The organism is Kribbella aluminosa (assembly GCF_017876295.1).
Taxonomy (GTDB): Bacteria; Actinomycetota; Actinomycetes; order Propionibacteriales; family Kribbellaceae; genus Kribbella; species Kribbella aluminosa.
On the sequence record NZ_JAGINT010000002.1, the window covers coordinates 700,499 to 712,956 of the forward strand.

The following is a 12,458-nucleotide window of genomic DNA, read 5'->3' on the forward strand; positions in this document are numbered from 1 at the left end:
TCACCAGTTGCCGCTCGGGCCGGCCCACGCCGGCTCCCGATCCTGCTCCTGCCCCGAGGAGTCGGGCGGCGGCGTCGGTCGCGGTGTGCGCGGGCGCGCGGTGGACGAACTCGACGGCGCCGAGCGAGCCCCCGAACTCCCGCCCGGCCCACCGCCCGCACCCCCGCCGGAGCCCCCGCCCGAGCTGAACGAACTGGTGGGCGTGGCCGCGCCTCCGGCGGACTCGCCCGCGGAGTGCGCGGCCGCTCCGGCAGCGCCACCGGCGGCCTTGCGCGCACCGTTGACCGCCATCGCCGCGCCGGCCAGGGCCGCCCCCGCGGGACCGCCGGCCGCGGCAGCCCCACCGCCGGAAGCACCCGCACCCGCGCCGGCCTTACCGGCCCCCGCGGCGCCGCGACTGCTGGCGATGTTCAGCGCACCGGTGGCCGAGCCACCCGGGTCGACGGCCGCCGTACCCATTCCAGAGCTGCCACCCGCGACGGCCGCCGTGACCGGGACGATGAACCGCAGCAACGCCGGCAGCGCCGCGATCGCCATCAGCAACATCATCAGCCCGGTCGTCGTCTGTACGAACGAGTTGGACGTCGCCGCGGCCTGCATCTCGTCCGTCTTCGCCGCCGTGATGTGCATCTCGTTCATCTTCATCGCCGCTGCGTAGATCAGGGCCGCGGCGGGTTTGTAGGCGATGAAGGCGAGCGACCAGTTGCAGTACTTGCGCAGCCAGTTCCTGCCGACCTCGGTGTTGGTCGCGGAGGCGGCCAGCGGGAACGTGCCGGCCAGCAGAATCAGCAGCGCCGACCGGACCAGCATCAGCGCCACCTGGACCACACCGGCGATCACCACGATGACGCCGGCGAACATCAGGATCAGCCCGGACACGTTGTCGCCGAGCGAAGCCTTGAAGACCATGGCGACCAGCATCGGGCCGATCTTCGACTGGTCCGGCTGCACCTGCTGGATGATCCTGACCGCCAGCTGGTCCGAATACGTGATCAGCAGCTGCATCGTCGCCGTACCGGCCGCGCTCACCACCACGAAGGTCAAGATTGCCTGCAGCAACGACCTGAGCGGCTCGGCGCGCTGCTCCCAGGCGGTCCGGATCGCCGCGACCAGGATCGCGAGCGTGAACAGCGCCATCGAGATCCCGAGGACGTTGTCCTGCAGGTACTGCACGATCTCGGTGTTCCTGGGGGCACCGGTGTCGGCGCCGTAGGCGATCTCCGGTGTCGGGGACTTGATCCAGAAGGTCGCGACCGCGTTCATCGCCTCGCTCGCGCTCTTGCTGATCGCGTCGGTGAGTTGGCTGAGAGCCGAGTTGGCCGCGTTCATGAGGCCTTCACCGATGTGACAGGTCACGTTGGTCGGTCCGCACATCAGACACCACTCCAAGCCACGAAGTCCCCGAGCCCGCGGACCTGGGAGAACGGCGCGCCGACCGCTGCACCCGGCTGTGGTGGCTGGACCCGCCAGTCTCCGCCGTGCCAGACGAGCGTCAGGGTGGCGCTCATGTACTGTCCTTCGACCGGGAGTGCGAGCGTGATCGTCGCGCGGTCCCGGCCGGCGTCGAGGATCCGGTACCCGGCGATCTGGGTTGCTTCCGAATCGTCCGACGAGCTTTCCCGCCGGAGCGCCGCGATCAGGGCGTCGGTGTCCGGTCCCGGCAGCATCAGCTTCCGGACCGTGGGGATGGCCTGACGCACGTCGGCGAGGGCTGCCAGGGCGTTGTACGCCGCGTACACCGCGCCGGTCGGCGAGTGCGCGAAGCACCGGCGGAACCCGTCGCTGTCGGTCTTAGCCGGACCGAACCTGGCCGACTGCGGTACGACGACCCGGCGGCTGACCTCCCACCGATCCACGGAGGGCGCCGTACTCGGCATCCCTTGATCCCCATCCCCCAGCCCACAACCACCAGCCCCACCACCAGCCCCATCCCCGGCTCCGGTCCCACTCCCGGCTCCGGTCCCAGTCCCAGTCCCGGTTCCGGCTCCAGTCCCGGTTCCGGCTCCAGTCCCGGTTCCGGCTCCAGTCCCGGTTCCAGTCCCGGTTCCGTTCCGGCCGGGGCCGGGCGCGTTCGGTCCGGGCGGCGTGGCGCCGGACGCCGAGGTGGGTCCCGCCGAACCCGCTTGCCCGGCCGACACCTCCGACCGCACCGCCGCGGAGTGACCCGAGGATCCGCTGGTCGCGATCAACGTGACCCCGCAGGCGACGATCGCCCCCACGACAATGCACGCCGCGACAAACCCCGGTCCGTACGGCGACCTGTCCTCGCTCTTGTCCATCCCACTCCCCGATCTCTCAGCCGGAACCTCGCCTCCCAAGGCTGACAAAAATCGGAACCCCGCCGCAGAAGTTATCCACAGGCCCGCGAAGCAGCACTGCTCAGACCGAACTGAGAGCGGTTTCCCCAGAGTTTTCCACAGCTGTGGATCCGAGCGGTTACTTGAGGAGCAGCGCCTCAGAGCCGACTGGCTTGTAGCCGGCCGCCAGGAACGTGCGAAGGGAGGCGGCGTTGCCGGGGGTGATCTGGGCCCAGACGGCGGAGTCGGGCGGGATCAGGGCTCGGGCCGCCAGCGCGAGGCGGCGGCCGTGGCCTTGCCGGCGGGCGTTCGGGGGTACTTCGATGGCACACTCCAGGCGGTCCGCCAGGCCGCGGCCGGTCAGTACCAGGCCTTCGTCGGCGTCGACGTACACCCGGACGTCGTCGCGGTAGCGCCAGGCTCGGTCGACTCGAGGGTGGTCCAGGTCCTGGAGTTCGGTGAGGCCTGCAGTGGCTGCGGTGCGTTCACCCGGGTCGGTGAGGGCCGGGGCGAGCAGCATCGCGTCGAGTGCGCTGACCCGGCGGCCGGTGAACTCCTCGAGCGCGGACAGGAACGGCGGGTTGGTCGGCGCGCACAGGTCGCCCTCCGGTACCCGCTCCGCGACCCACGCCGGATCGACGTCCGCGGCGATCACGATGTGGCCGGTGAACGACACCACGCACGACTCCCGCTCCGACGGCGGCGGTACGACCGAGACGCCGAGATCCGGGGGCGGGAAGGCGCCACGTTCGGCGGCACGCAGAATGGCAGCAAGAGTTGTCATCAGGAGCATTTCATCAAGAGCATCGTCGCGGAGACCCCGCGGCACGCTCGACCGCCGAGGAGGCAGCACGATGCGCGAACCGCAGCTGGTCACGGCCGAGGGACTGCCCGACCGGGTCACGATCTACGAGGTCGGCCCGCGCGACGGGTTGCAGAACGAGTCGGCGATCGTCGACGTGGCGGTCAAGGCGGAGTTCATCCGGCGCCTGGTCGACGCCGGGCTGACGACGGTCGAAACGACGAGTTTCGTGCACCCGAAGTGGGTCCCGCAGCTGGCCGACGCGGCTGAGCTCCTCGAACAGCTCGATCTGCCCGACGGCGTCCGCGCCCCGGTCCTGGTCCCGAACGAGCGCGGCCTCGACCGCGCGCTGGCGGCCGGCGTCCGGGAGATCGCGATCTTCGCGAGCGCGACCGAGACGTTCGCGACGAAGAACCTGAACTCGACGCTGGACGAGCAGTTCACGATGTTCACACCGACGATCCAGCGGGCGCTCGACGCCGGGCTGACGGTCCGCGGGTACGTGTCGATGTGTTACGGCGACCCGTGGGAGGGCGACGTACCGATCGACCAGGTGGTCAAGGTCGGCGCGCGCCTCGTCGAGCTCGGCTGCCACGAACTCTCCCTGGGTGACACGATCGGCGTCGCCACGCCGGGCCAGGTCACGGCGCTGATCAGGGCCTTCACCGCCGCAGGCGTCCCTGTGGACAAACTCGCGGTCCACTTCCACGACACGTACGGCCAGGCCCTCGCCAACACCGTCACCGCCCTCCGCGAAGGCATCACCACCGTCGACAGCTCCGCCGGCGGCCTCGGTGGCTGTCCGTACGCCGAGAGCGCCACCGGCAACCTCGCCACCGAAGACCTCCTCTGGCAGCTCAACGGCCTCGGCATCCACACCGGCGTGAACCTCGAAAAGCTCGTCACCACGTCCACCTGGATGGCTGGCCAACTGGGCAAACCCTCCCCGAGCCGAGTGGTCCAGGCGCTGGCCGGCTGAAACTGTCGGTGGCGGCGAGCAGACTGGGCGCGTGAGTGCGCAGCGGGTTGAGCTTGGGGAGTTCTTGAAGGCGCGGCGGGCGCGGGTTGCGCCTGAGGACGTCGGCCTGCCCGGGGGTGGGCGGCGGCGGACGCCGGGGCTGCGGCGGGAGGAGTTGGCACAGCTGGCGGGCGTCGGCGTGACTTGGTACACGTGGCTGGAGCAGGGGCGGCCGATCAACGCCAGTGGGCAGGTGCTGGACGCGGTGGCGTCGACGTTGCGGTTGACACCGGTGGAGCGGGAGCACCTGTACCGGCTGGCCGAGGCGACGCCGATGCGGTTGCCGCGGATGACGGACTGCGCGAGTGAGGCGGTGTTCGAGGAGATCGTCGACGGGCTGGATCCGCTGCCGGCGGTGATCACCAACACCCGGTTCGACATCGTCCGGGCGAACCGCGCGTACCACGACCTGTTCCACGACTGGCACCAGCTGCCCTGTATCCATCAGAACCTGCTCTGGTGCATCGTCACCGAGCCGACCGCGCGCGAGCAACTACTCAACTACGACACCGAGGTGCCGTACCTGGTCGGTCGGCTGCGGTCGGCGTACGGCGAGCACGTCGGCGACCCGGACTGGGAGACGGACCTGGCCCGGCTGCGGTCGATCTGCCCCGAGTTCGAGCAGCTATGGTCGCGGCACGAGGTCTCGGCCTGTACGTCGAGGCACCGCCGGATCAACAACCCGCGGGCCGGCGAGCTGAACCTGATCGTCACCGAGCTCGCCGTCTCGGCACACCCCGACCTGGTGCTGTTCGTGGAAACCCCCGCCGACGCGGAAACCCGCGCCAAACTCCCCCTCACCCGGCGGGAGACTGCGAATCAGTCAGCGTGACCCGCGGAAGTCACGGCTCGATCGGTCGGCGGATGCGTCGGACCAGGCTCTTGTCCGCGAACTGACCGACACGGTACGTCGACCAGCCGTCGACGCCGGCGCCCACCGCACCGCCGAGCAGCGGCACCCGCCGGGTGACGGTGATGGCCATCCGCTTGCCGCTGATCCGGCCGATCAGCTCCGCGACGACCTCGCCGGACACCTGCCGGTCGAGCTCCGGGTCGAACACAGGCGCGGTCGCGATCGCCAGCGGGGAGGACACCAGGCTGGACTTCTTCAGCCGCGCGGTCACCCCGTCCTCGCCGAGCAGGCAAGTGATCACCGCCGTCCGGACGCGTGGATCGTCCAGGTCGTACCCGCGCAGATGGGCGATCGCCGCCACCATCCGGCACTGCACGACCGCGAGACCGGTCAGGTTGGCGGGCAGCGCGACCGGTAGCGTCACGAGACCGCCGATGCTGGTCGCGAACCCTTGGACGCCGGCGAGCCGGATGTGCTGGTCGATGACCGCCTCGATCGCGAGCGTCACGTCCCCGCCGCAGCGCTCCAGCTTGTTGTCCGCGATCCGCTCCGCGCCCGGGAACCGCTGGTACCCGTCGATCGCGACCTCGAGGATCTGACGCAACATGCCGCCCGCTGCCGTCGGGGCGAACCGCTGGGCTGCGGGCGCAAGACTACTGGCGACGAACCTGGCTACTCCGGCCACGGTGCTCCTTCCCGCCCGGCCCCACGCGTCAGAACCCGGACGTGCTTCAACTGTACGTGCCTCCCCGCCCATCGCCACTCGGGAGAAACCCTTGATGTCCCCTAGGTGAGAATGGTTGGGTGCCGATCGAACCTGCTCCGACTCAGTGGGAGTTCCCGCCTGTAGGGGTGGCCGGGAGCAGTGACGTGGTTGCGGGGGGTGCCGATCTCGCGCCGGGGACGGTGCTGGCGGCGTACCGGCGGGGGCTGTTCCCGATGCCGGACCATCGCGGCTCGGTGCTCTGGTGGTCGCCGGTCGACCGTGGGGTGATCGACGTCGCCGGGTACCAGCCGTCGCGGTCGCTGCGGCGGGCGCGGGCGAAGTTCGAGATCCGGGTGGACACCGCGTTCGACCAGGTGATCCGCGCGTGTGCGGACCCGCGCCGCCCCGGTTCGTGGATCGACCGCGACATCATCGCGTCGTACACCGAGCTGCACCGGCTCGGCTGGGTGCACTCGGTCGAGGCCTGGAACGGCGACGAACTGGCCGGCGGGTTGTACGGCGTGGCGATCGGCGGGCTGTTCGCGGGCGAGTCGATGTTCCACCACCAGACCGACGGGTCGAAGGCCGCCGTCGCGGGCACGATCGAGCTGCTGAACGACGAGTACGCCGCCGACCGGGTGTTCGACATCCAGTGGGTGACCGACCACCTCGCCACGCTCGGCGCGGCCTCGATCCCGCGCGAGACCTACGTACGACGGGTCGTGCGCGCCGTCGACGTACCGCTGCCGAAGGCCTTCAGCTGAGCCCGACGAACGCCGCCATCTGCCGCGCGGCCGACGCGAAGAACGCGTCCGCCGGATCCATCGACCCGACCAGCTGACCGAACAGCTCGAAGCTGATCATGCCGAACAGCTGCGTCCACACGATCACCGCGCGTACCAGCACCGCCGCCGGAACGTCCGGCGCCAGCGCGAGCAGCACCTCCGTCTGCCGGGCCAACGTGCCCTCGGGCTCCGGTGCATCCCCCGGCACGGACAGTCGTCCGGCCGCCTGCGCCCGCTGCAACAACCCGAGCAGCGCCAGCGGCACCCGCGACGCCGGCTCGACCGTCGTCTGCGGCGCCTGGTACCCGCTGATCGGGGAGCCGTAGATCAGCGCGTACTCCTGTGGATAAGTCCGCGCCCACCCCCGTACGGCGGCGTAGATCGCGAGCCACTCCTCGATCGGATCGTCCCCGGTCGCCGCGCCCTCGGCCGCCTCGCCGAGCGCGTCGTACGCGTCGATGATCAGCGCGGTGAGCAGCTCGTCGCGGCTCGCGAAGTACCGGTACAGCGCCGACGACACCATCCCGAGCTCGCGGGAGATCGCCCGCAGCGAGAGCGCCTCGGCGCCGACGGTCGCCAACTGCTGCCTGGCGACCGTCTTGATCTCGTCGGTCAGCTCGGCCCGGGCACGTTCACGGGCAGTACGTCCGGCGTTCATGTCGCCAGTCTGCCACAAAACCGAGAGCAGTGCTCTTGACAGTGAGCAGCGATCTGATGTTCACTGATCACAACAGAGAGCACCGCTCTCGCCAAGCTGAAGGAACGCCGCCATGACCGAGTACAAGCAGACCTACGACAGCAAGCGCGTGATCACCGACAAAGAGGGCAGCATGCGGGTGTTCAACCGGATCGTCGCGCGGCTGACGAAGCTCGGGCTGAGCCTGATGGGCAGCCGGGTGCTCTCGGTGCAGGGTCGCAAGTCCGGCGAGTGGCGCAGTACGCCGGTGAACCTGCTGGTCATCGACGGGCAGCGGTACCTGGTCGCGCCGCGCGGCCACACCCAGTGGGTGAAGAACCTGCGCGCCAGCGGCACCGGCCGGCTGCAGCTCGGCGGCAAGGTGGAGACGTTCCACGCCGAGGAGCTCGCCGACGCCGACAAGCTGCCCGCGCTGCGGCTCTACCTGAAGAAGTGGGCCTGGGAGGTCGGCGCATTCTTCGGCGGCGACGTCACCAAGAACTCCCCCGACGAGGTGCTGCGGCACATCGCCCCGGGCGTCCCGGTCTTCAAGATCAGCTAGTGGTACGCCGCCGCCTGGATCCGGTACAGCTCGGCGTAGTGCCCGTTGCGGGCCAGCAGCTCCTCGTGGGTCCCGGTCTCGACGACCTGAGCGCCGTCCAGTACGACGATCAGGTCGGCCATCCGGACCGTCGAGAACCGGTGTGAGACCAGGATCGTGATCCGCCCGTCGGTACTGTCCCGCGCCGCAGCGGCGTACCGCTCGAAGAGCGCGTGCTCCGTCTCGGCGTCCAACGCGGCGGTCGGCTCGTCGAGCACCAGCAGCAGCGGCCGGTCCCGCATGAAGCCGCGCGCCAACGCCAGCTTCTGCCACTGCCCGAAGCTGATCTCCGCACCGTCCGGCCAGGTCGCGCCGAGTTGCGTGTCCAGCCCCGACTCCAGCCGCGCCAGCACATCCTCCGCCCCGGCTCGTCCGACGGCAGTCGTCACCGCCGGCACGTCGTCTAGCCGCGGCAGGTCACCCAGCCCGACGCTGTGTGCGGCGCGGAACTCGAACCGGAAGAAGTCCTGGAACGCGCCCGTGATCTTCGCCCGCCACGCCTCCGCCGGGATCCGGTCCAGCGGCCGATCGTCCAGGAACACCCGTCCGGCGGCCGGCTCGTACAGCTTGCAGACCAGCTTCACCAGCGTGGACTTGCCGGCACCGTTCTCGCCCACGACCGCGATCACCTTGCCGGCCGGCAAGTGCAGGTCGACGTTCTCCAGCGCCGGGCGATCCGAACCGGCGTACGAGAACGACACGTTCTCCAACCGGATGCCGTCGACGAGCCGATCCGGCGCGGGCTGATCCGCGCTCTTGTCGAACGACGCCGCGTAGTTCTCCAGCCACACCAGCCGCCGCGACCCGTCCAGCCAGATGCCGCGCAGGAACCCGATCTCGCCGACCGTCGCACCGATGTACGACGACAGCCGCGCACCGGCGGCGAGGATCAGCAACACGTTGCCGACCGATCCGTGCAGCCCCACCGCGACGAACAGCACCGCACCGACGTATGCCGCCCCGAAGACCGCCCAGGCGATCGCGTGCCACACCGCGCTCGTCCAGCGCGCGGCGGCGATCGGCCGGTACCACTGCTCCCACTCGCGGCGCCGGCCCGTGACGAGATCGGGCCCGATGCCGATCACCCGGACCTCCTTGCCCGGTGCAGGAGTGGTCGCGGTCCTGAACAAGTGATCCGCCAGCCGGCTGTGCGCGGCGTACCGCTCCTCGACCTCACGCTCGACGCCGGGACGCCAGCTGGAACTGAGGACGGTCGGTAGTGCGAAGAGCAGGAGCAGCGCGAGCGCCGGGTGGATCGACACGAGCAGAGCGACCGTCACACCCAGCCGCAGGATCCAGCCGCAGGTGGAGAACAGCGACATGTACATGTGGTCCAGCACGAACACCTGCTTGCGCAGCACCGACAGACGGTCAAGGTAGTCGCGCCGCTCGTGGTGCTCGACCGTGGCGACCGACGCCTGCAGCCGGGCGACATGCGCTTCGAGCAGGATCGTCACCCGGTCCCGGAACCGCCGCGAGATCCGCGTCGACAGCGTGCGCAGGAACCACGTCGCCGTCACCGACAACGCCAGCCCACCCGCGGCCAGTAGGGCAGCGCGACGATCGCCGCGCAGTACGCCGTCCGCGAGAATCTTGAGCCACAACGCCAGCAGGGCATCCGGTACGGCGGCGAGCAGCGTCATCGCGAAGGCAGCGACCAGCAGCCACGGCTCGTGCTGGTAGCCGAGCTTGCAGAGCCGCCACATCGCGGGGATCGCCTTGGGCAGGTCGTCAGAGCGTGTCATAGCTCAGCCCCTCCTCGTCGACCTCGGCCGTGAACCGCTGCGCCTGCAGGTCGAACATCGTCCGGTACCGCCCGCCGAGAGCCACCAGCTCGTCGTGGCTGCCGAGCTCCACGACCCGGCCGTGCTCGAGGACGCAGATCCGGTCTGCGTGCCGGACCGTCGAGAACCGGTGCGAGATGAGGATCGTGGTGACGTCCCGGGTCGCGGTCAGGATCCGGTCGAAGATCGCCGCCTCGCCGCGAACGTCCAGCTGTGCGGTCGGCTCGTCGAGCAGTACGAGACCGGCGCCTTGCCGTACTGCGCACAACGCCCGAGCCAGGGCGACCCGCTGCCACTGCCCGCCGGACAGGTCGGTGCCGTCGCCGTACCCGGTGGCCAGCCGGGTGTCGAGATCGGCCAGGTCCGAAGCGCCGGCGTCCGCGAGGGCGGCGCGAATGTCCGCCTCGGGTGCACCGGCCGGCGCGACGTTGTCCCGCAACGGCAGCTCGAGCTTGAGGAAGTCCTGGAAGACCGCGGCCACCCGTGTGCGCCACGCCTCGACGTCGAGATCCCTGAGGTCGGTGCCGTCGATCCGGATCGTTCCGGCGCCGGGGTCGTACAGCCGACAGAGCAGCTTGGCCAAGGTGGTCTTGCCGGCGCCGTTCTGACCGACGACCGCCAAGGACGACCCGGCCGGGATCGTCAGATCGAGCCCGTCGAAGACCTGACGCCCGGCCTGTGGATAACCGAAACGCAGGCCACGAAGCTCGATCTCGACCGCACCCCGGCCGCGACCCGCCGAGCCGCTGCCAGGCTTCGAAGTACGGGCAGGTGTCAGTGCGCCGGCAGGTGCCATCGCGGGCTCCAGCCGCTGGACGGCGGCCACCGGTGCGGCCGCGCCGTCCAGCGCCCAGTTCAACCCGCCGAACGCGATCATCCCGACCCCGATCGCCACCTGCGCGAACACCACCAGCCGATCCAGCGGCAGGCTCCCGCCGATCGCCGCCGCACCGAGCGCCCAGAACACCACGCCGTTGGCGACCACGATGATCAGCAGACTCCAGATCATTGGGCGCTCCCGCAGTCGGGTCGCGGCGTACTGCAGCTCGAACAACCGCCGGCGCCGCTCGGTGAACCGCTCCACCGTCCAGTCCGCCAGCCCGAACAGCCGCAACTCCTTCGCCGCACCCGGCTCGACGGCCAGCTCGTACGCGTACGTCGCATGCCGCTGGGCCGAGCGGACCTCGGAGGTGTTCCGGTCCTTCCAGACACCGCTCTCGCGGAGCAGCCAATGCGTCGCGACCCACCCGGCGACCAGCACCAGCGGCGCCCACCAGTTGAACCCGAACAGCACGATCGCGGACGCGATCCCGCCGACCAGCTCGACCAGACTGCCCGCGACGAAGTCGACGTTCAGGTACATCGGCGGCCCGGTCTGCCCACGGTCGAACTCCCGCGCCACCGTCAGGTCCTCGCTCAGCGCCGGATCCTCCAGATGCCCGATCCCCGGCGGCCCGACACACGCCGTCGCCAAGGCGTCGTTCAGGTACGCCGACACCCGATTCCCGAGGTTCGCACTGACCGCCTGATGGACCGGAGTCAGCACCTGCAGCAGCACGAACGTCACCCCCATCAGCACCAACGGCCCCGCCAACGGCCCGCGATGCTGCACCGCCCCCACCAACCACCCCATCGCGACCGCAAACACCGCCGGCAACGCTCCCCGCGCGACCAACAACCCCCACCAAGCAGCAGCCAGCCCCCGATCGGCCCGCGGCAACACACCGAAGAACCGCCACTCGGGACGCCCACGCAGCCGACTCACCATCTCCTCACGATGACACCCCGCACCGACAGAAGTCTTGAACGTTTGCCGGATCAGACCTCAGTCGCGAGTTCGGCCTCCAACTCCTCGACGCTCGGCAGCGCGGACCGGAACTCCTCGGGCAGCGAGTTGTTGATCGCGTTCGTCCACTCCGCCACGCCGATCGGCGCCTTGAATCCCCTCAGCGCGTACTCGGCGACGACCTGGTTCTTGTTCCGGCACAGCAGCAGACCAATGGTCGGACTGTCGCCGTCCTTGGCGAGTACGTCGTCCACCACCGCCATGTACAGGCCGAGCTGGCCGAGGAACGCGGCGCTGAACTTCACCGCCTTCAGCTCGACAACCACGTAGCAGCGCAGTTCGAGGTGGTAGAAGAGCAGGTCACAGAAGAACTCCTCGCCGTCCAGCTCGAGCCGGACCTGCTGCCCGACGAACGCGAACCCCTGGCCGAGCTCGAGCAGGAACTTCCCGACGTGCTCGACCAACTTCTGCTCCAGCTCACGCTCATGCCACCCGTCGGTCGCGCCGAGAAAGTCGAACAGGTACGGATCCCGCGTCGCCTGCTGCGCGAGATCGGATTCCTCCGGCGGCATCGCCGTGGCGAAGTTGGTCACGGCCTTTCCAGCACGCTCGTGGAACCGGCCGTCGATGTGCAACGCGAGCACGTCCCGGCTCCACCCCCGCTCGACCGCCGCCGCGGCGTACCACGTCCGCAACTCGGCGCCGTCGACCTTCGCCAGCAGGGCGAGGTGGTGGTACCACGGCAATTGTGCAAGCGGGGCTTGCACAATTGCCTCGAGCGGCCAGGCGGCGGCGAAGGCGCGCATGTATTTCAGATTGCGGGGTGAGTATCCAGTCGCTCCGGGGAAGCGGGTCTTGAGATCGGTGGAGAGCCGGTCGATGACCTTGCTGCCCCAGCCTTCCTCGTGCTGGCGGTTCAGGATCTCCCGTCCGATCGACAGGTAGCTGACGAGCATCTCCTGGTTGGCGGCGGTGACGGCCCGTCGGTGGCCGGTGGTGATGTGGGTGGAGATGCGGTCGAGCAGGTCCGGGTACCAGTCGGGCAGCGAGGATCGGGCAGGGGCGCTTTCGAAGCGTGGAGTCTTGTCGTTCATGGGCACCAGGCTTCCGGTCGCGGTGCGCGCGACACGAATGCCTTTCCGGGGCATCG

The 12,458-nt window shown here is 69.8% G+C and carries 12 protein-coding genes; 4 read left to right on the plus strand and 8 right to left on the minus strand.

All coding sequences use genetic code 11. The features are described 5' to 3' along the window. From JOF29_RS24730 to JOF29_RS24740, 3 genes are all read right to left on the minus strand, one after another. Positions 1–1,374, minus strand: coding sequence for a TrbL/VirB6 family protein (locus JOF29_RS24730; RefSeq protein WP_486327216.1), 1,374 nt, complete (start codon positions 1,372–1,374; stop codon positions 1–3). After that, positions 1,374–2,279: a DUF8175 domain-containg protein gene (locus tag JOF29_RS46330; RefSeq protein WP_209696848.1), complete on the minus strand. Its 906-nt coding sequence runs from the start codon at positions 2,277–2,279 to the stop codon at positions 1,374–1,376. The genes JOF29_RS24730 and JOF29_RS46330 overlap by 1 nt, the downstream gene beginning before the upstream one ends. Before the next feature lie 157 nt (positions 2,280–2,436). Continuing rightward, positions 2,437–3,081 (minus strand): GNAT family N-acetyltransferase, encoded by a 645-nt coding sequence (locus JOF29_RS24740; RefSeq protein ID WP_209696849.1) that lies wholly within the window; start codon positions 3,079–3,081, stop codon positions 2,437–2,439. Between the two features lie 70 nt (positions 3,082–3,151). Between JOF29_RS24740 and JOF29_RS24745 the strand changes: the two genes are divergently transcribed. Then, positions 3,152–4,078, plus strand: a complete 927-nt coding sequence (locus JOF29_RS24745) for a hydroxymethylglutaryl-CoA lyase (protein WP_209696850.1) — start codon at positions 3,152–3,154, stop codon at positions 4,076–4,078. A 31-nt stretch (positions 4,079–4,109) separates the two neighbouring features. Next, positions 4,110–4,949: a helix-turn-helix transcriptional regulator gene (locus JOF29_RS24750; protein ID WP_209696851.1), complete on the plus strand. Its 840-nt coding sequence runs from the start codon at positions 4,110–4,112 to the stop codon at positions 4,947–4,949. Positions 4,950–4,959: 10 nt separating this feature from the next. Here the strand turns inward: JOF29_RS24750 and JOF29_RS24755 are convergent, their stop codons facing one another. Further along, positions 4,960–5,655: an EcsC family protein gene (locus JOF29_RS24755; protein ID WP_209696852.1), complete on the minus strand. Its 696-nt coding sequence runs from the start codon at positions 5,653–5,655 to the stop codon at positions 4,960–4,962. 185 nt (positions 5,656–5,840) lie between these two features. On the opposite strand from JOF29_RS24755, the gene aat reads away from it, so the two are divergent. After that, entirely contained in the window at positions 5,841–6,440 is a 600-nt protein-coding gene (gene aat, locus JOF29_RS24760; RefSeq protein WP_307863657.1) for a leucyl/phenylalanyl-tRNA--protein transferase, read from the plus strand. Here the strand turns inward: aat and JOF29_RS24765 are convergent. After that, positions 6,433–7,119, minus strand: a complete 687-nt coding sequence (locus JOF29_RS24765; RefSeq protein ID WP_209696854.1) for a TetR/AcrR family transcriptional regulator — start codon at positions 7,117–7,119, stop codon at positions 6,433–6,435. The two genes, aat and JOF29_RS24765, sit on opposite strands and share 8 nt — an antisense overlap. A gap of 112 nt (positions 7,120–7,231) precedes the next feature. Between JOF29_RS24765 and JOF29_RS24770 the strand changes: the two genes are divergently transcribed. Beyond that, positions 7,232–7,699, plus strand: a complete 468-nt coding sequence (locus JOF29_RS24770) for a nitroreductase family deazaflavin-dependent oxidoreductase (protein WP_209696855.1) — start codon at positions 7,232–7,234, stop codon at positions 7,697–7,699. On the opposite strand, the gene JOF29_RS24775 is transcribed toward JOF29_RS24770, so the two are convergent. The 3 genes from JOF29_RS24775 to JOF29_RS24785 are packed head-to-tail and all read right to left on the minus strand — an operon-like array spanning position 7,696 to position 12,402. Beyond that, positions 7,696–9,483, minus strand: coding sequence for an ABC transporter ATP-binding protein (locus JOF29_RS24775; protein ID WP_209696856.1), 1,788 nt, complete (start codon positions 9,481–9,483; stop codon positions 7,696–7,698). The two genes, JOF29_RS24770 and JOF29_RS24775, sit on opposite strands and share 4 nt — an antisense overlap. Next, a complete protein-coding gene (locus tag JOF29_RS24780) occupies positions 9,470–11,290 on the minus strand; it encodes an ABC transporter ATP-binding protein (RefSeq protein ID WP_209696857.1) in 1,821 nt (606 codons plus the stop codon). Before JOF29_RS24780 ends, JOF29_RS24775 begins: the two co-directional genes overlap by 14 nt. A 50-nt stretch (positions 11,291–11,340) precedes the next feature. Beyond that, a complete protein-coding gene (locus tag JOF29_RS24785) occupies positions 11,341–12,402 on the minus strand; it encodes a PDDEXK nuclease domain-containing protein (RefSeq protein WP_209696858.1) in 1,062 nt (353 codons plus the stop codon). Positions 12,403–12,458: the final 56 nt, after the last annotated feature.